This is a genomic window from Isoptericola sp. b515 (genome assembly GCF_030588125.1).
Taxonomy (GTDB): domain Bacteria; phylum Actinomycetota; class Actinomycetes; order Actinomycetales; family Cellulomonadaceae; genus Isoptericola; species Isoptericola sediminis.
The window spans coordinates 426,356-443,491 of sequence record NZ_JAUQYR010000003.1; the positions used below are offsets into that span (position 1 = coordinate 426,356).

Here is a 17,136-nt window from a genome sequence, read left to right on the forward strand (position 1 = left end):
CCAGGCAAACCGACCTGGGTGGCCTGAAGTCCCGTAACCGTATCAATCATCTTTGAGGAGCTCGAGACGCCGAGCGATCAGAACCTCCAAGAGAATCATAGCCGGGAATAGCGAGTAAGCAACGAGGGTGCCGAAGAGAAACGCTACCCCCGCAGCTCCGGCGACAACGACCACGAGGGTCCATGCGAGCCAGGAAGTGGAAAGATTGCCCAACTTACCAGGACCGTGGCGGGTGTCCAGCTTTTGCAGGATCAGGCGTGCACCAAGGTATTCCCGGTAGAATGCTAGCCATTAAGGAAAAGGTCATTAGCACCGGGTCGCCCAGCATCGCGATTGCAGGCATAAAAATGAAGAGTAACACGAAGGACCCGACCCATCGAACCCAAGCATTAAAAACCTGGAGGCGCTTGATGCGCACACTCTGCTCGCGCGAAACGCTTGAACCGTCCACCGACCTCGAATCCTCCAGTAGGCCTGCTATTCATTGCCCTCAAATCCAAATCCGGCCGACCATCCAAGGAAGTTTAGGCCCCACCGCCTCACCGAGATCGCCGCCGCCGCCCTCCTCTTGCCTACGATGACACTTTCCCTTTGCACGTCAATCAAGATCGGGGGATAAATCAGATATGAGCTGCAATCTCCGCCGGCACTTGGCGGGGCTCAAATACTCTTCCATCGGAAGTCGCAGGACGTAGCCAGACACGGGGTCAACCTGAGTAAGATGACGATCCTTCACACACCACTGACGGTATATCCAGCTTCGGCCTCTCTGCGCGCACGGCGTATCATGACGAAATCTTGACGGATAGCAATGACTGCCGCAACCACTAGACCAACATAAATCCAGCCAGGCGCGTCAATTTCTAGCATGAGCGTGATGAATAGCGCGACCAGAATCGCGAATGCTGAACCAACTGCAACCAACAAGAATTTCGCAGCGGCTCTCGAACTCGGCCCCGGTATGACCTCGAAGGTCATGCCAGGCGCCCACGTCGGAGTCTCATCAGATCCTTTCGCCGGCAAGCTATCCATCATTCATCTTCCTCCTCACCGTGTTGGCGGTGGAACCACCGAGATAGCCACAGCAGGTCGAGCGACGACGACGGCGCCCAGGCACTCGCCTCCACCTACCTCCTGCAGCACCTGGCCGAGAAGGTCGGCGGCGACCTCATGAACGTCGAGAACCTCACGCCCCAGGCGCCGGCGCATCACGACGTCGTAGCTCCTTTCTCCCCGGAGATCCCTTGAGGGCGGGATCAACCATGAGCCCTGGCCACCCGTATTCACTCTCAATCCATCCCCACACACGGAGGGTGCCCGCCACAGCACCCGGCACAACGTGCATCCATGGCACAAGCTCTGGGTGCCCTGATCCGAGAGCACCGAACAGGAAGCACCAAACACCAAGAACCACACCGCTCGCCGTCACATGAAACTGTGAACGCGCGTCCGCACTCGCGGCGGCAACGTCGCCGTTATGCATTGCAACATGCCAGTCGGTCAAGACGGTGGGACCTCGCCCGAGCAAACTCGCGATCACACGACCAAGCAGCGCTCCGAAGTAGCCGATGACGGCGATCCCGACCACAAAGGCGACGATCCGCAGCCCAATCGGGGGAACATAGTTGGCGAAGTCGTCAATCATCCAGCCTCCCCACTCTCCTGCATTCATGCCAATGACCCTTCCGCCGAAAACGGCCGATGGCCTCATCCGCCCTGCTCAGCAAGCCGCCGGTCGCCGAGCCTGCTCACCAGGCGACCGCCCTCAGCCACCGAAGACCTCTCCGATCAGACGCCCTGCACCCCGGACGAGCCACACCGCACCGCGCACCACCTGCACCGGGAGCCACAGCAGGTCGAGCAGCTCCACCAGACGCCCGACAGCGCGGCCCAGCGCCCGGAAGGGACGCCCCACCGTGGACCAGAAGCCCCTGCGCGACCGGGCGGCGTCGACCATGGCGCGAGAGTAGCGTGACGCCCATCGCAGCAACCCGGATTGACTTTCATTCTCAACTACGGTGAGAATCGTTCTCATGACTCGTCGCGCCACCCTCGGCCTCGCCGCCGCGCTCCCCCTCAGCCTCGTCCTCGCCTCCTGCGCCACGGACGGAGGCAGCGGAGACGGCGGCGACACCGTCGACGTCCTCGCCTCCTTCTACCCGCTGCAGTACGTGGCCGAGCAGGTCGGCGGCGACCTCGTGAACGTCGAGAACCTCACTCCCCCGGCCGCCGAGCCGCACGACCTCGAGCTCGCCCCCGCCCAGGTGCGTGCCGTCGGCACGGCGGACGTCGTCGTGTACCAGTCGGGCTTCCAGCCGGCCGTCGACGAGGCGGTCGACTCCCGCGCCCCGGAGCACGTGGTCGACGCCGCCGAGGTGGTCGACCTCGAGGAGAGCCCGGGCACGATCGAGGACGGCCACGAGGGCGAGACCGCCGAGGAGCACGCCGAGCACGCGGACGAGGAGGAGCACGCGGACGAGGAGGAGCACGCCGAGGACGACGGGCACGGCCACGGCCCCCTCGACCCGCACTTCTGGCTCGACCCGACCCTCCTCGAGCCGGTCGCGGACGCCGTCGCCGAGCAGCTCTCCGCGGCCGACCCGGACAACGCGGACACCTACGCCGCGAACGCCGAGGCGCTGCAGGGCACGCTCGACGAGCTGGACGCCGAGTTCGCCACCGCGCTGGAGCCGTGCGCGGGCGAGACCCTCGTGACGAGCCACGCCGCCTTCGGGTACCTGGCCGAGCGCTACGGCCTGACGCAGGTCGGCGTCGCCGCGATCGACCCCGAGACCGAACCGTCCCCGGCGCGGCTGCGCGAGATCGGCGAGGTCGTCGAGCACGAGGGCGTGCAGACCCTCTTCACCGAGACCCTCACCAGCCCCAAGGTCACCGAGACGCTCGCCTCCGACCTCGGTGTCGGGACCGCGGTCCTCAACCCGCTGGAGGGCCTCACCACGGAGGAGATCGACGCCGGCGCGGACTACGTTGCTGTCATGACCGAGAACCTCGCGACCCTGCGCGACGGCCTGGGGTGCGCATGACGACGCCCGCGATCGACGTCCGCGACCTGCACGTGCACCTCGGCGCCAGCCACGTGCTGCGCGGGGTCGACCTGCGCGTCGACCCCGGCGAGGTCGTCGCCCTGCTCGGCGCCAACGGGTCGGGGAAGTCCACCCTGGTGCGCACCGTCGTCGGTGTCCTGGAGCCCACCCGCGGCGAGGTCGACCTGCTCGGCCACCGGCGCGGGTCGGACGTGCCGTGGGACCGCATCGGCTACGTGCCGCAGCGGGTGAGCGCGGCGGCCGGTGTGCCGTCGACCGCCGCCGAGGTCGTGGCCTCCGGGCTGCTCCACCGCGGCCGGCTCACCCTGCCGCGGGGCTGGCGGCACCGCGCCCGCGAGGCGCTGGCCCAGGTCGGTCTCGCCGACCGGGCCGACGACGCCACGAACCGGCTCTCCGGCGGCCAGCAGCAGCGGGTCCTCATCGCCCGGGCGCTGGTGCGCAGCCCCGAGGTGCTGGTCCTGGACGAACCCGTCGCCGGTGTCGACCGGCCCAGCCAGGAGGCGTTCGCCGCCACCATGGCCCGCCTCGTCGACGACGGCCTCACCGTCCTGGTGGTGCTGCACGAGCTCGGGGAGCTCGCCGGGCTCATCAGCCGGGCGGTCGTGCTGCGTCACGGACGCGTGGTGCACGACGGCGCTCCCCCGCGCCCGCACGGCGAGCACGGCACGGAAGGGCACGAGCACATCCACCCCCACACCTCCGAGGTGCCGGCCCTGGGCGGTTCCGGCCTCGGCCTGACCGACACCCCGTTCGAGAGTGAGCAGGAGGCGCGGCCGTGACCGAGATCGCCTTCATGCTCACCGACCCCCTCATGCAGCGCGCCCTGCTGGCCGCCCTGCTCGTCGGCGCGGCCGCCCCGGTGGTCGGCACCTACCTCGTCCAGCGACGCCTCGCCCTGCTCGGTGACGGCATCGGCCACGTCGCCCTGACCGGCGTCGCCCTCGGCTGGCTCATCGGGTCGGCCATGGGTCTGGCGCCCAACGACGTGCTGGCCATCCCGGGCGCCGTCGTCGCCGCCGTCATCGGCTCGGTCCTCATCGAGGTCGTCCGACGCCGCGGGCGCACCTCCGGCGACCTGGCGCTGGCGATCATGTTCTACGGCGGTATCGCGGGCGGTGTGCTGATCATCGGCATCGCCGGCGGATCGTCCGGCAGCCTCATGTCGTACCTGTTCGGGTCGATCTCGACGGTCACGACCACCGACCTCGTCCTCACCGTGGTCCTGTGCCTGCTGATCCTCGTGCTCGGCGTCGGGCTGCGTCCCGCGCTGTTCTCGGTCAGCCACGACGAGGAGTTCGCGATCTCCTCCGGCCTGCCCGTCTGGGCGCTCAACATGGCTGTCGCGGTCCTGGCGGCCCTGACCGTCACCGTGGCGATGCGGGTGGTCGGGCTGCTGCTCGTCTCGGCCCTGATGATCGTGCCCGTGGCGATCGGGCAGCTCGTGACACACTCCTTCCGCCGCACGATGGCCGTCGGCTCGGTCACGGGCGTGGCGGTGTGCGTCACCGGGCTCAGCATCACCTACTGGTACCCGCTGTCCCCCGGTGCCCTCATCGTGGTGCTCGCGATCGGCGTCTACGCGCTGGTCGCGGGGCTGCACCCGCTGCTCGCCCGTCGCCGTCCCGCCGGCGACCCGCACCCCGACATCCCCGACGACGTCCAGGTGGCCGCCCGGACGTCCGCGCAAGGAGACTGCGAATGACCACACCGCTGCGCATGACCAAGCAGCGGGCCGCCGTCGCCGAGGCGCTCGACGCCAGCGACGAGTTCCGCAGCGCGCAGCAGCTGCACGAGCTGCTGCGCGACCGTGGTGACGCCGTCGGCCTCGCCACGGTCTACCGGACGCTGCAGGCGCTGGCCGACGGCGGCGACGTCGACGTGCTGCGCACGGACGACGGCGAGGCGCTGTACCGCCGCTGCGCCCGCACCGAGCACCACCACCACCTGGTGTGCCGCTCGTGCGGCCGAGCCGTCGAGATCGACGGCCCCACGGTCGAGGCCTGGGCCGCCGAGGTCGGCGCCTCCCAGGGCTTCACGGACATCGACCACACGATCGAGCTCTGGGGCACCTGCGCCGACTGCCGCGCACTGTGACGTAGTCGACTAAGGACAGGCATACCTCACAGGGCACAATGGGGCCATGGTCACCGCTCACCTGGTCGTCGCCGCGTCCGAGGACGCCGAGCGCCAGGGTGTGTTCACGCTGGACGGATTCCCCTTCTGGATCGTGTACGTGGCCGCGTTCTGCCTCGTCATGGTGCGTGCCGGGGCCACCTACTGGCTGGGCCGCGGCGTCGCCCGCGGCACGGTGCGCACCCGCGCCGCCGAGCTCCTGACCGGCGACCGCGCGACCCGGGTCATCGACCGGATCCATCGGTGGGGCCCGCCGGCGGTGACCTTCTCCTTCTTCACCGTCGGTATCCAGACGGTGGTCAACCTCGCCGCCGGCTACCTGCGGATGCCGTTCGGCCGCTACCTCGTGGCGCTGACCTTCGGCTCCCTGATCTGGGCGGCGATCTGGACCACGGTCGGCACCGCGGTCGTCTGGGGCGCCGTCCTGCTGTTCCTCGAGCAGCCGGCCGTGCTCGCCGCCCTGGGCGTGCTGGCGGCGGGCCTCACCGTGTGGTTGCTGCTCCGTCGCCGGGCCCGCGACCGGACCGCCGCACCCCAGCCGGACGAGGTCTGATGCTCACCTCGCCGGCCACCGTGCCGACCGCCGCCGAGCAGGTCGCCCGCCGCACCCGGCGCCGGGTCCTCGCCTGCCTGCTCGCCCTCGCCGCCCTCACCGCCGTCGTGGTGGCGAGCCTGGTGCTCGGGGTGCGTGACGTCTCCCTGCCCGTCGTGTGGCAGGCGCTCACCGACCCCGTCGCGGGCGACGTCGACCACCAGGTGATCGCCGGCCAGCGGGTGCCGCGCGCTCTCGTGGGGATCGCCGCCGGCCTGGCCCTGGGCGTGGCCGGTGCCGTCATCCAGGGCGTCACCCGCAACCCCATCGCCGACCCCGGTCTGCTCGGGCTGAACTCCGGGGCGTCGTTCGCCGTCGTCTGCGCCGTCTGGCTGCTCGGCCTCACCGCACCGTCGCAGTTCGTGTGGTTCGCCTTCCTCGGCGCCGCGGCCGCGGCCGCCCTGGTGTTCTCCATCGGCTCCGGGCAGCCGGTCAAGCTCGCTCTCGTCGGGGCGACCGTCACCGCACTCATCACGCCGCTCATCACGCTCGTGCTGCTGCGCGACCAGCAGGCGTTCAACCTCTACCGGTTCTGGGCCGTCGGGTCGCTCACGGGCCGCGGCACGGAGACGCTCCTCGTGGTGCTGCCGTTCGTCGCCGTCGGCGCCGTCCTGGCCGCCGGCCTCGCGCACCGCCTCAACATGCTCGCCCTCGGTGACGACATCGCCCGGGGCCTGGGTCAGCGCGTCGGTGTCACCCGGGCGGTCGCCGGGCTGACCATCGTGCTGCTGGCCGGCGCTGCCACGTCGCTCGCCGGACCCATCGCGCTCGTCGGCCTCGCCGTCCCGCACGCCGCCCGCCGCCTGGTCGGGACCGACTACCGCTGGGTGCTGCTGATGTCGGCGCTGCTCGGACCCGTGATGCTGCTCGGGGCCGACGTCATCGGCCGACTGGTCCTGCCGCACAGCGAGCTCGAGGCGGGCGTGGTCGCCGCAGCGCTCGGCGCGCCCGTCCTCGTCGCGGTCGCCCGCGGCCGGAAGATCGCGGGGGTGTGAGATGACGACGACGCTCCCCGCCACCCCGTCGGCCACCCCGGCCACCGACCCCGTCGGCGCGCTGCGCCGCCGCCGCCGGCGACGCCTCGCCCTCGTCCTCGGCGCGCTCGCGGTCCTCGCGGTGGCGCTGGCCGGTCTGGCCCTCACGCTCGGCGCGGCCTCGCTCACCCCGGGCCGGGCGCTGCTGGCCGCCGTCGGTGTCGGTGACGACGGCGACCTGTTCATCGTGCAGCGCCTGCGGCTGCCGCGGCTCGCGGCGGCCCTGCTCGCCGGTGCCGCGTTCGGCCTCGCCGGTGCCCTGTTCCAGTCGACCCTGCGCAACCCGCTGGCCAGCCCCGACATCCTGGGGATCGCCACAGGCGCCTCGGTCGGAGCAGTCTTCGCGATGCTCGGACTCGGGCTGACGGGCCTGGCCGTCTCGGCCGGGGCGTTCGTCGGCGCGGGGGTCATCGCGCTGCTCATCTGGTTCTTCGCCTGGCGCCAGGGCCTGCACTCGATCCGGTTCGTGCTCGTCGGCGTCGGGTTCGCCTATCTCGCCTCCTCGGTGCTCGCCTGGATGCTCGCGAGCGCCGACCAGCGCGACGCCGCGTCCGCCCTGGTCTGGACCGTGGGCAGCGTCGCCGACGTGCGCGGCACCGAGCTCGGGGTGCTCGGACTGGGTCTCGCGGTCCTGGCCGTGGTGGTCGCGGCGATCTCCCGCTGGCAGGCTCCGCTCGCCCTCGGCGACGACCACGCCCGTGGGCTCGGCGTACCCACCGACGCCGCCCGGGTCGGCACGCTGCTCACCGCGGTCGGCCTCGTCGCGCTGGCGACCTCCGTCGTCGGGCCGCTGGCGTTCGTCGCCCTCGTCGCCCCGGCGATCGCCCGTCGTCTGGTGGACGACGGCGGCCCGGCCCTGTCGGTGTCCGTCGCCACCGGCGCGACCCTGGTCCTGGCCGCCGACGTCGTCGCCGAGCACGCCGTGCTCGGTGTGGCCGCCCCGACCGGCATCGTCACCGGCCTGGTCGGCGCCCCGTACCTGCTCTGGCTGCTCGCCACCCACGAGAAGAGAACCCGCGCATGATCGACGTCCCGCACACCGACACCCGCCCGGCGCACGGCACCACCGGCGCGCTCGTCGCGCACGGGGTCTCGATCGGGTACGACGGGCACCGCGTCATCGAGGACCTCGACCTCACGCTGCCCGCGGGCCGGGTCACCGCCGTCGTCGGGCCGAACGCGTGCGGCAAGTCGACGCTGCTGCGCGGCCTGGCCCGGCTACACCCGCTCGACGCCGGACGGGTCACCCTCGGCGACCGGGACGTCACCACCATGCCCCGCAAGGAGCTGGCCCGGTCCGTCGGGGTCCTGCCCCAGACCTCCGTCGCCCCCGACGGCGTCCGCGTGGCCGAGCTGGTCGGCCGGGGCCGCTACCCGCACCAGGGCTGGTTCGGCCGGCACTCCAGCGACGACGACGCCGTCGTGCGGCGAGCCCTGGAGGCCACGGGGGTCGCCGACCTCGCCGACCGGCCGGTGGCCGAGCTCTCCGGCGGTCAGCGGCAGCGCGTCTGGGTGGCGATGGTGCTCGCCCAGGAGACCGGCGTCGTGCTCCTGGACGAGCCGACGACGTTCCTGGACGTGGCCCACCAGGTGGAGCTGCTGGACCTGCTCGCCGACCTCAACGCTGAGCGGGGCACCACCGTGGTCATGGTGCTGCACGAGCTCAACCTCGCCGCCCGCTACGCGGACCACCTCGTCGTGATGAGCGCGGGGCGGGTCGTGGCCGAGGGACCGCCGGCCGAGGTGCTCGACGCCCGCACGGTCCTGGACGCGTTCGGCCTCGACGCGCAGGTCGTGCCCGACCCGGTCTCGGGCACGCCGATGGTCGTCCCGGTGGGCCGGCACCGGCGTGGGTGACGTCACACTCCCTTCCACTCGGTCGACAAATGAGGTTAGCCTTGCCTCACTTAACCGCCCTCACGCTTCGCCGTGAGCACACCGAGGAGGACCTGTGCGTTGTCGCCGCTCCCTGACCACCGCCGTCGGTCTCGCCGCCGTGGGCACCCTGATGCTGACCGCCTGCTCCGGCGACGCCGAGCCCGAGGCCGGCTCCGGGGAGGAGACCGCCGCCGAGGAGTCGGCGGGCTCCGCGGGCGCCACCGACGAGTTCCCGGTCACGATGACCCACGCCTTCGGCGAGACCACGATCGAGTCCGCACCGGAGCGCGTCGCCACCTGGGGCTGGGGCTCCACCGAGGCGGCCCTGGCCGTCGGGGTCGCGCCCGTCGGCGTCGCCGAGCAGGTCTTCACCGTGGGCGAGCAGGCGCTCGTGCCCTGGGTCGCCGAGGAGTACGAGGCCCTGGGCGCCGAGGAGCCGGTCATCTTCACCGACCCGGAGGCCGGCGCCTCCGTGCCCTACGAGGAGTTCGTCGAGGCCGACCCCGACCTCATCCTCGCCCCGTACTCGGGCCTGACCGAGGAGCAGTACGACGTGCTCTCCGACATCGCCCCCGTCGTGGCCTACCCCGAGAACCCGTGGACCACCCCGTGGGACGAGACCATCACGATCACCGCCGAGGCCCTGGGCCGTTCCGAGGCCGGTGAGCAGGTCCTGTCGGACATCGACGCCTACTTCGCCGACCTCGCCGCCGAGCACCCCGAGCTCGAGGGCGAGACGTTCGCCGCGATCGTCGACTCCCCCTCCGAGGGCCAGGTGTACGTCTACACGCCGGCCGACCCCCGGGTGAGCATCCTGGAGAAGCTGGGCATCGAGTCCGCACCGGCCGTGGCGGAGCTCGACACCTCCGACGGCGGGTTCTTCTACACGCTGTCCTACGAGGAGCTGGACAAGCTCGAGTCGGACGTCGTCATCGCCTACACGTACACCGAGGAGGAGGCCGAGACGTTCGGCGAGTCCGACGAGCTCCAGGCGGTCCCGGCGATCGCCGACGGGAACGTCGTCAAGGTCGTCGGCAACGTCGCCGTCTCCTCCGTCTCGCCGCCCACGGCCCTGTCCTACGACTGGCCGGACGGCGTCCCCGCGATCGTCGACCAGCTCGCGGCGCTGTACGACGAGAGCTGAGTCGTCACGACACGTCGTCGAACAGATGACGCCCGTCCGAGGTCGTCGATCCCGAAGTGGAGGGGCCCCTGGGGCCCGTGAACGCGATCTCGGACGGGCGTCATCTGTTCGGCGTCAGGCCGACGCGCCCGGGACGTCCACGGCCCCGCCGTAGCGCCGGTCGCGGCGCGCGAACTCCTCGACCGCCCTCCACAGGTGCCGCCGGTCCACGTCCGGCCACGGCTCGGGCAGGAACACCAGCTCGGCGTACGCGGCCTGCCAGATCATGAAGTTGCTGGTGCGCTGCTCGCCCGAGGACCGCAGGAACAGGTCGACGTCCGGCAGGTCCGGCTCGTCGAGGTACTGCTGGATCGTCTTCTCGGTCACGCGCGCCGGGTTGATCTTCCCGTCGACGGCGTCCCGCGCGATCGCCGCCGCCGCGTCGGCGATCTCCGCGCGGCCGCCGTAGTTCACGCACATGGTCAGCGTGCAGCGGTCGTTGTCCTTCGTCATCTCCTCGGCCCGCTGCAGCTCGTCGATCACCGAGCCCCACAGCTTCGGACGCCTCCCCGCCCAGCGGATCCGCACGCCCCAGGACGCCATCTCGTCCCGGCGCCGGCGGATGACGTCCCGGTTGAAGCCCAGGAGGAACTTCACCTCCTCCGGCGACCGCTTCCAGTTCTCCGTGCTGAACGCGTACGCCGAGACGTGCTTGACGCCGATCTGCACCGCGCCCGCCACGACGTCGAGGAGCGACTTCTCGCCCTCCTTGTGCCCCTCGATCCGGGACAGCCCGCGCGCGTTGGCCCACCGGCCGTTGCCGTCCATGACGACGGCGACGTGGTTCGGCACGAACTGGGCGGGGATGTCCGGCGGCGTGGCACCGGAGGGGTGCGGGTAGGGCTCGGCGTACTCACGGGGGGCGCGGGGCATCAGGCCTCTCTCTCGATCAGGCGCAACGAGCGCAGGGTGCGCTCCAGGTAGAACTGCGAATAGGCGGCGACGAGGCCGTCCGCCTCGTGGCGGTGGCGCGGCTCGGCGGCGTCGGCGACGTCCCACTCACCGGCGAGCAGCGCGGCCAGCAGCACGAACGTCTCCGGGGCCGGCGACGGCGACCCGGGCGGGCGGCAGCGCGTGCACACCGCGCCGCCCTGCGCGACGGCGAAGGCGTGGTGCGGCCCGGGCTCGCCGCAGCGGGCGCACTCGGTGAACGACGGTGCCCACCCGGCGACGGCGAGCGCGCGCAGGAGGTAGGAGTTCAGCACCAGCCCGGGGGCGTGCGCCCGCTCGGACAGCGCTCGCAGCGCGCCCACGAGCAGCCAGTACTGCTGGACGGCCGGTTCGTGCTCCTGGGAGACCAGGCGGTCGGCGGTCTCCAGCATGGCCGCCCCGGCGGTGTACAGCGCGTAGTCGGCGCTGATCTGCCGGGCGAACGGGCCGATCGTCTCGACCTGCGTCACCGAGTCCAGGCTGCGGCCGGTGTGCAGCTGGACGTCGACCGCCATGAAGGGTTCCAGCCGGGCGCCGAACCGTGAGGACGTGCGCCGCACACCGCGACCGACGGCACGGACCTTGCCGTGCTCGCGGGTCAGCAGCGTGATGATGCGGTCGGCCTCGCCCAGCTTCTGGGTGCGCAGCACGATCGCGTCGTCTCGGTACAGGGGCACCTGGCCATTGTCCCAGGTGCCCCTGTCAGCGAGGACCTCAGGCGTGCTCGGTGCGGTTCACCGCCGAGACGATGGCCTTGAGCGAGGCGGTGGTGATCGACGGGTCGATGCCCACGCCCCACAGCACGTCGTCGCCGACGGCGCACTCCACGTAGGCCGCGGCCTCGGCGTCGCCGCCCGCGCTCATCGCGTGCTCGGCGTAGTCGAGCACCTTGACGTCGACGCCGACGCCGGCGATCGCGGTGACGAAGGCGTCCAGCGGTCCGTTGCCGGTGCCGACCAGCGTCTGCTCCGTGCCCTGGTCCACGACGTCCACCTCGAGCGTCGTGGTCCCGTCCTCGGCGGCCCGGGTGCGGATCTCGCGCAGCCGGAGGCGGCCCCACGGCTTGAGGTCGGAGTGCCCGTTCTCGTCGAACGGCAGGTACTCGTCGGTGAACATGCGCCAGATGTCGTCCCCGGTGACCTCGTTGCCGGCCGTGTCGGAGAACTTCTGCACGACGCCGGAGAACTCGATCTGCAGCCGGCGCGGCAGGTCGAGCTGGTGCTCGGTCCGCAGCAGGTAGGACACCCCGCCCTTGCCGGACTGCGAGTTCACGCGGATGACCGCCTCGTACGACCGGCCGAGGTCCTTCGGGTCGACCGGCAGGTAGGGCACGCCCCAGGTGATCTCGTCGACGTCCTTGCCCTCGGCCGCGGCCCGGGCGTCCATGTGCTCCAGGCCCTTCTTGATGGCGTCCTGGTGGGACCCCGAGAACGCGGTGAAGACCAGGTCGCCCGCGTACGGGTGGCGCTCGTGCACCGGCAGCTGGTTGCAGTGCTCGACCGTGCGCCGGATCGCGTCGATGCCGCCGCCGACGGTGAAGTCGATCTGCGGGTCGATGCCCTGGCCGAACAGGTTCATGCCCAGCGTGACCAGGTCGACGTTGCCGGTGCGCTCCCCGTTGCCGAACAGGCAGCCCTCGATGCGGTCGGCACCGGCCTGGTACCCCAGCTCGGCGGCGGCGACGGCGGTGCCACGGTCGTTGTGCGGGTGCAGGGACAGCACGACGTGCTCACGGTGGTTGAGGTTCCGGCTCATCCACTCGATGGAGTCCGCGTAGACGTTCGGGGTGGCCATCTCCACCGTCGCCGGCAGGTTGACGATCACCGGGCGCTCGGCCGTCGGCTCCAGGACCTCGAGCACCTCGTTGCAGATGCGGGCGGCGTACTCCAGCTCGGTGCCGGTGTACGACTCCGGGGAGTACTCGTAGTAGACGGTCGTCTCCGGCACCGTCTCCTCGAGCTTGCGGCACAGCCGCGCACCCTGCAGGGCGATGTCGATGATGCCGTCCTGGTCGGTGCGGAAGACGACCTCGCGCTGCAGGATCGACGTCGAGTTGTAGATGTGCACGATCGCCTGCTTGGCGCCGCGGATCGCGTCGTAGGTCCGCTCGATCAGGTGGTCGCGGCACTGGGTCAGCACCTGGATGACGACGTCGTCGGGGATGCGGTCGGTCTCGATGAGCGTCCGCACGAAGTCGAAGTCGGTCTGCGAGGCGGACGGGAAGCCGACCTCGATCTCCTTGTAGCCCATCTGGACGAGCAGCTCGAACATCCGCAGCTTGCGCTCGGCGTTCATCGGCTCGATGAGGGCCTGGTTGCCGTCCCGCAGGTCCACCGCGCACCAGCGCGGGGCCTTCTCGATCCGGCGGTCGGGCCAGGTGCGGTCCGGCAGGTCCACCTGGATCTGCTCGTGGAACGGCACGTAGCGGTGGTAGGGCATCTGCGAGGGGCGCTGGGGGTTGTGCGCCGCGATGCCGTTGGTCGAGTGGGTGTGCTCGGCGATCATCGGGAGGTCGTCCTTCGGGGTGGTTCGGCTCGGTGACGGCCGGCGCACCAACGTTCCCCGCGGCGAGGAACCGGCCTGTACTAGGCCTCGCCGCGGCACCGAAGGAGGAGGCTCACCACGTGCTGCACCCTCACACCGTACACCGTTTGTGGCCGAGGTCACCCTGACGTCCACACTGTGTACCGCGACCGCACCCGGCGGCGCCACCCCACGCCGGGACGCCGCGACCCGACCGGGTCCGCCCCCCGGGGGGCGGGCGCTCCGACCGCGGGTCGGGGCGCCCGCCGGCGTGGTCAGCGCCGGCTGCGCAGCGCGGCGTCGACCGCCGGGTCGCCCAGCGCGCCGAGCCAGTCGAGCAGGGCCGGGTAGGTCGCGGGGTTGGCGGCGACGTGCGGCCGCAGGTGGGGAGCCTCCTGGACGATCTGCGCGAGCTGCTCCAGCGGCGTGTGGGGGTCCATCGCCTGCTCGGCGGTCCAGGACCCCGCCGGGGCGTCGGCCACCGGCGACATCATCTGCGTGCTCTCGGCCCGCGTGGCCTCCGCCTGGGCACGCACGGGCTGCTGCACGGCGGTCGCGTCCACCGGGGAGCTGCTCCCGGCGGCCTGCGGCTGCTCGCCCGACGGGGCGGAGCGGACCGGCGACATGTGCTGCGTCGCGTCCGTGCCGTCGGCCCAGGTGCCACGCCACCGGGCCCCCGGCTCCGAGCCCGACGACGGCTCCCGCGACGCCGCGGAGGAGGCGCTGTGCCCGCTCTCCTCGCCCGACCACTGCTGCGCGTGCTCGGGCTGGGCGTACTGGCCGTACTCCGGCTGATCGTGGTCCGGCCCGGCGTACTGGCCGTACTCCGGCTGGGCGTACTGGCCGTGCTCGGGCTGGGCGTACTGGCCGTACTCGGGCTGGGCGTACTGGCCGTGCTCCGCCTGACCGTGGACCGGGGCGGTGGCCGGCTCGCTGCCCAGGAGGGCGCGGACCGAGGGCGGCACGATGAGTGCCACGAGCACGAGGGCCGGCAGCGCGAGCGCCAGCAGCAGCTCCTCCACCCGCGACGCGGTGCCGACGCCTGCGCGTGCCACCACGATGATCACGCCGAGGACGACCACGACGCAGGCCGCCCCGACCGCCGTGGCATGCCCGTCCTTCGGGTTCCGCAGCAGGGCCCGGCGGGCCAGCACGGCGACCACGACGACGAGCACCCCGACGATCAGCCGCACGATGACCTCGGCGCTGACCCCGACCCCCACGAGGCGCACGAGGGCGACGGCCGCGACGAAGCCCGCGACGAGGGCCATCAGCTCGAAGGACTGCACCGCGACCCGGACCCAGCGTGCCGAGGCGGCCTCCACGGGCTCGTCGGCCAGGGCGTCGATGCGCGTCAGGACCGGCACGGCCGCCGCCGCGGACACGACCGGCAGCAGCAGGAGCCCGAAGCGGCTCCCGTGGACCGAGTCGAACCAGGCGGTGCCGACGCCGCCACCGAGCATGATGATCTCCAGCATCACCGCACCGCCGACGACGAGCAGCACGATCCCGGCGGCGTCGTCCCCCCGCAGGAAGCGGCGCACCGTGGCCCAGAGCAGACCGAGCACCAGGACCGCACCGAGCAGTGCGCCGAGGACGCCGTTCGCCGACGTGTCGCCGACGAGGTTCAGCAGCGGGTTCAGCACGGCCCCGGCGGCGAGGACGACCGCGGAGACGACCATCGGCCGGGTGCCGGTCATGGCGGCGGCCAGCACGGCGCCGGCCAGCCCGACCGCCAGCCCCCCGCCGACGAAGCCCTCCTGGTCCCCGGGGCTGAAAACGTCGAGCACCAGGTACAGCAGCGCCACCAGGCCGTAGGGGGCGAGCCCCCACCACCGGGCGGCGGGTTCGGCCAGGCGCTTCCAGCCCCCCGACAGCACACCGGCGCGCTCGGCGTAAGGCGCGACGATCACCACGAGGGCGGCGACCGTGGCCAGCACCACCCAGAGCAGGTCGCTGCCCCGCAGCAGCATCGCCCACGGCAACGGCAGCGCGACGAGCAGGGCGCCCACGGCGACGGCGTCGCGCACGATCTCGCGGGTGGGCACCCCCGCGAAGGGCGATCGGCGCTGGTCGACGGCGACGGCGTCGGACATGACGGTGACTCCTTGCGATTGGCCTACCCGGACCGGGGAACCGGGACCGGACCTGGACGTTTCTACCCGACCGGACCGCCTCCCGTCTCCCCGGGGCGCGGCACGGTCAGATCCCGAGCTGGTACACCCCCCAGTAAGCAGCTGTGACCAGCAACAACGCGGAGCCGAGCACCACGGCCCACAACGTGACGTGCGCCACCGCCCCGTGTGCGACGGCCACGTCGCGGTCGGCCCGACGGTGCACCCGCACGTCGCCGACCCGTCGCAGCAGCACGGCGGCGGCCACGGCCGCGACGACGCCGAGCACCCGCACGGTGATCCAGCCGCCCTGGACCACGAGGGCGTCACGTTCGTAGTCCACAGCGAGGCGGGCGACCGCGGCCAGGTAGAGCGCCAGACCCACGACCGTGGCGACGGACACCACCCCGAGCACGACCAGCGGCGGCCCCACCCCGGGCGCGAAGCGGCCGCCGTGCGGCGCCGGCCGGTGCAGGAGTCGGTGGGCCAGCGCCGCGACGCCCCAGGCCACCAGGGCCAGCACCACCAGGCCGGTCCCGGCCACGACCACGGCGACGACGACGTCACCGTTGCCCCACCACTGCGGCCGCGGCACCGGCGCCGCCAGGTAGAGCTGTTCCGGGGAGTCGCCGGCGACCCGGGGCGCGGCGTCGGCGGTCCCCGGCAGCCCCTGGATCCAGGCGGCGAGGTCCCGCGGGAAGTCGGGGTGCAGCGGCGACCCGGCTCCGTCCGTCGACTGCTCGCCGCGCAGGCGGATGCCGTGGTCGGCCCCGGCATAGTACCGCACCGTCACGGGCGCGTCGGTGCCCACGCCGGTGTCGGCCAGGATCAGCCGGACCCCCTGCTCGATGGGCATCGACGGGTCGGCGGTGCCGTAGACGACGAGGATCGGCGCGGTCTGCTGCTCCAGCCACGGGCGCACGTCGAAGTCCGCGTAGTCGAAGCCGCCGCCCGGCAGCTGCATCCCGACCGCGCGCGGGATCGCCCGGAACACCTGCCCGGGCACCCCCGTGTTGCGCAGGTAGTTGTCGACGGCGAACGCCGCCTGCTCGCGCGGGGGCACCACCGGCGCGGAGACCAGGACGGTGAAGGCGAGCGTGGGGTCGTCGACCTGCATGACCGGGACGATCCAGGTCCCCTCCGACTCGCCGTAGGCGCCCACGCGCGCCGGGTCGACGCCCTCGACGGTACGCAGCAGGTCCACCGACCGCAGGTAGTCCTCGGCCATGGCCTCGTAGTCGCGCTCGCGGGTGGAGTACGTGTCCAGGCGTTTGTCGGGCACGAGGGTCACGATCCCGGCGCTGGCCAGCATCCGGGCGGTCCGGACGAACGCCTCCTGCGCCCGGCCCGTCCCGGCACCGTGCACGAACACGACACCCGGGCGGTCCTGGAGCAGCGTGCCGTCCTCGTCGACGGGGCGGCGCAGGAGGCCCTCGACCGTGGTGTCGCCGAGGTCGACCGGGACAACCGTGCTGCGCACCTCGTGGTCCCCGACCTGTCCGGCGTCGGCGAGAGACACGGGGTCGTTGCTCTCGATCGTGGTGTCCACGCGGGTCGGCACGATGTGGTCCCGCACCGGGACCGGGTGCCACTGCGGCCCGGCGAGGGATCCCACGACGGCCAGCCCGACCAGCAGGGCCAGGCTGGCCGCGAACGTCCGGAAGACCACCTCTCGGATGCTACT

At 72.0% G+C, this 17,136-nt stretch carries 17 protein-coding genes; 9 read left to right on the forward strand and 8 right to left on the reverse strand.

Translation table 11 applies throughout. The features are described from left to right. Window positions 1–732: 732 nt before the first annotated feature. From Q6350_RS11030 to Q6350_RS11040, 3 genes are all read right to left on the reverse strand, one after another. On the reverse strand, window positions 733–978 hold the full coding sequence (locus Q6350_RS11030) for a hypothetical protein (protein ID WP_305066175.1): 246 nt from the start codon (window positions 976–978) through the stop codon (window positions 733–735). Between the two features lie 208 nt (window positions 979–1,186). Continuing rightward, the gene (locus Q6350_RS11035; protein WP_305066176.1) at window positions 1,187–1,672 is read right to left on the reverse strand and encodes a hypothetical protein; all 486 of its coding nucleotides are present in this window, start codon (window positions 1,670–1,672) and stop codon (window positions 1,187–1,189) included. Between the two features lie 93 nt (window positions 1,673–1,765). Beyond that, window positions 1,766–1,957: a hypothetical protein gene (locus tag Q6350_RS11040; RefSeq protein WP_305066178.1), complete on the reverse strand. Its 192-nt coding sequence runs from the start codon at window positions 1,955–1,957 to the stop codon at window positions 1,766–1,768. Between the two features lie 76 nt (window positions 1,958–2,033). Here Q6350_RS11040 and Q6350_RS11045 point away from each other — a divergent pair, with 76 nt between their 5' ends. From Q6350_RS11045 to Q6350_RS11085, 9 genes are all read left to right on the forward strand, one after another. Then, on the forward strand, window positions 2,034–3,044 hold the full coding sequence (locus Q6350_RS11045; protein ID WP_304606974.1) for a metal ABC transporter solute-binding protein, Zn/Mn family: 1,011 nt from the start codon (window positions 2,034–2,036) through the stop codon (window positions 3,042–3,044). Continuing rightward, entirely contained in the window at window positions 3,041–3,844 is an 804-nt protein-coding gene (locus Q6350_RS11050) for a metal ABC transporter ATP-binding protein (protein ID WP_305066179.1), read from the forward strand. Before Q6350_RS11045 ends, Q6350_RS11050 begins: the two co-directional genes overlap by 4 nt. A gap of 14 nt (window positions 3,845–3,858) precedes the next feature. Next, window positions 3,859–4,767 (forward strand): metal ABC transporter permease, encoded by a 909-nt coding sequence (locus tag Q6350_RS11055; protein ID WP_171248310.1) that lies wholly within the window; start codon window positions 3,859–3,861, stop codon window positions 4,765–4,767. Then, a complete protein-coding gene (locus tag Q6350_RS11060) occupies window positions 4,764–5,159 on the forward strand; it encodes a Fur family transcriptional regulator (RefSeq protein ID WP_305066180.1) in 396 nt (131 codons plus the stop codon). The genes Q6350_RS11055 and Q6350_RS11060 overlap by 4 nt, the downstream gene beginning before the upstream one ends. A 46-nt stretch (window positions 5,160–5,205) precedes the next feature. Further along, window positions 5,206–5,751 carry a DedA family protein gene (locus tag Q6350_RS11065; RefSeq protein WP_305066182.1) on the forward strand — a complete coding sequence of 182 codons (546 nt, stop codon included), beginning with the start codon at window positions 5,206–5,208 and terminating at the stop codon, window positions 5,749–5,751. Next, window positions 5,751–6,785: an iron ABC transporter permease gene (locus tag Q6350_RS11070; protein ID WP_305066183.1), complete on the forward strand. Its 1,035-nt coding sequence runs from the start codon at window positions 5,751–5,753 to the stop codon at window positions 6,783–6,785. The genes Q6350_RS11065 and Q6350_RS11070 overlap by 1 nt, the downstream gene beginning before the upstream one ends. Window position 6,786: 1 nt before the next feature. Then, on the forward strand, window positions 6,787–7,848 hold the full coding sequence (locus Q6350_RS11075) for an iron chelate uptake ABC transporter family permease subunit (protein ID WP_305066184.1): 1,062 nt from the start codon (window positions 6,787–6,789) through the stop codon (window positions 7,846–7,848). Next, window positions 7,845–8,681 carry an ABC transporter ATP-binding protein gene (locus Q6350_RS11080; RefSeq protein WP_304606971.1) on the forward strand — a complete coding sequence of 279 codons (837 nt, stop codon included), beginning with the start codon at window positions 7,845–7,847 and terminating at the stop codon, window positions 8,679–8,681. The genes Q6350_RS11075 and Q6350_RS11080 overlap by 4 nt, the downstream gene beginning before the upstream one ends. Window positions 8,682–8,775: 94 nt before the next feature. Then, the gene (locus Q6350_RS11085) at window positions 8,776–9,846 is read left to right on the forward strand and encodes an iron-siderophore ABC transporter substrate-binding protein (protein WP_305066186.1); all 1,071 of its coding nucleotides are present in this window, start codon (window positions 8,776–8,778) and stop codon (window positions 9,844–9,846) included. Between the two features lie 114 nt (window positions 9,847–9,960). On the opposite strand, the gene Q6350_RS11090 is transcribed toward Q6350_RS11085, so the two are convergent. The 5 genes from Q6350_RS11090 to Q6350_RS11110 all read right to left on the reverse strand — a co-directional run bounded on the left by Q6350_RS11090 (window position 9,961) and on the right by Q6350_RS11110 (window position 17,121). After that, window positions 9,961–10,758 (reverse strand): isoprenyl transferase, encoded by a 798-nt coding sequence (locus tag Q6350_RS11090; protein WP_305066187.1) that lies wholly within the window; start codon window positions 10,756–10,758, stop codon window positions 9,961–9,963. After that, window positions 10,758–11,492 (reverse strand): DNA repair protein RecO, encoded by a 735-nt coding sequence (recO, locus tag Q6350_RS11095; RefSeq protein WP_171247957.1) that lies wholly within the window; start codon window positions 11,490–11,492, stop codon window positions 10,758–10,760. Before recO ends, Q6350_RS11090 begins: the two co-directional genes overlap by 1 nt. 37 nt (window positions 11,493–11,529) lie before the next feature. Further along, window positions 11,530–13,320, reverse strand: coding sequence for a 2-isopropylmalate synthase (leuA, locus tag Q6350_RS11100; protein WP_305066188.1), 1,791 nt, complete (start codon window positions 13,318–13,320; stop codon window positions 11,530–11,532). A gap of 293 nt (window positions 13,321–13,613) precedes the next feature. Further along, window positions 13,614–15,434 carry a hypothetical protein gene (locus Q6350_RS11105; RefSeq protein ID WP_305066189.1) on the reverse strand — a complete coding sequence of 607 codons (1,821 nt, stop codon included), beginning with the start codon at window positions 15,432–15,434 and terminating at the stop codon, window positions 13,614–13,616. Between the two features lie 106 nt (window positions 15,435–15,540). Next, on the reverse strand, window positions 15,541–17,121 hold the full coding sequence (locus Q6350_RS11110) for a S9 family peptidase (RefSeq protein ID WP_305066190.1): 1,581 nt from the start codon (window positions 17,119–17,121) through the stop codon (window positions 15,541–15,543). Window positions 17,122–17,136: the final 15 nt, after the last annotated feature.

Bases quoted from the DNA above. Each gene is read 5' to 3' on its own strand.
- Q6350_RS11030 (WP_305066175.1), bottom strand. From the start codon at position 978: ATGACCTTCGAGGTCATACCGGGGCCGAGTTCGAGAGCCGCTGCGAAA.
- Q6350_RS11035 (WP_305066176.1), bottom strand. From the start codon at position 1,672: ATGAATGCAGGAGAGTGGGGAGGCTGGATGATTGACGACTTCGCCAAC.
- Q6350_RS11040 (WP_305066178.1), bottom strand. From the start codon at position 1,957: ATGGTCGACGCCGCCCGGTCGCGCAGGGGCTTCTGGTCCACGGTGGGG.
- Q6350_RS11045 (WP_304606974.1), top strand. From the start codon at position 2,034: ATGACTCGTCGCGCCACCCTCGGCCTCGCCGCCGCGCTCCCCCTCAGC.
- Q6350_RS11050 (WP_305066179.1), top strand. From the start codon at position 3,041: ATGACGACGCCCGCGATCGACGTCCGCGACCTGCACGTGCACCTCGGC.
- Q6350_RS11055 (WP_171248310.1), top strand. From the start codon at position 3,859: ATGCTCACCGACCCCCTCATGCAGCGCGCCCTGCTGGCCGCCCTGCTC.
- Q6350_RS11060 (WP_305066180.1), top strand. From the start codon at position 4,764: ATGACCACACCGCTGCGCATGACCAAGCAGCGGGCCGCCGTCGCCGAG.
- Q6350_RS11065 (WP_305066182.1), top strand. From the start codon at position 5,206: ATGGTCACCGCTCACCTGGTCGTCGCCGCGTCCGAGGACGCCGAGCGC.
- Q6350_RS11070 (WP_305066183.1), top strand. From the start codon at position 5,751: ATGCTCACCTCGCCGGCCACCGTGCCGACCGCCGCCGAGCAGGTCGCC.
- Q6350_RS11075 (WP_305066184.1), top strand. From the start codon at position 6,787: ATGACGACGACGCTCCCCGCCACCCCGTCGGCCACCCCGGCCACCGAC.
- Q6350_RS11080 (WP_304606971.1), top strand. From the start codon at position 7,845: ATGATCGACGTCCCGCACACCGACACCCGCCCGGCGCACGGCACCACC.
- Q6350_RS11090 (WP_305066187.1), bottom strand. From the start codon at position 10,758: ATGCCCCGCGCCCCCCGTGAGTACGCCGAGCCCTACCCGCACCCCTCC.
- leuA (WP_305066188.1), bottom strand. From the start codon at position 13,320: ATGATCGCCGAGCACACCCACTCGACCAACGGCATCGCGGCGCACAAC.
- Q6350_RS11105 (WP_305066189.1), bottom strand. From the start codon at position 15,434: ATGTCCGACGCCGTCGCCGTCGACCAGCGCCGATCGCCCTTCGCGGGG.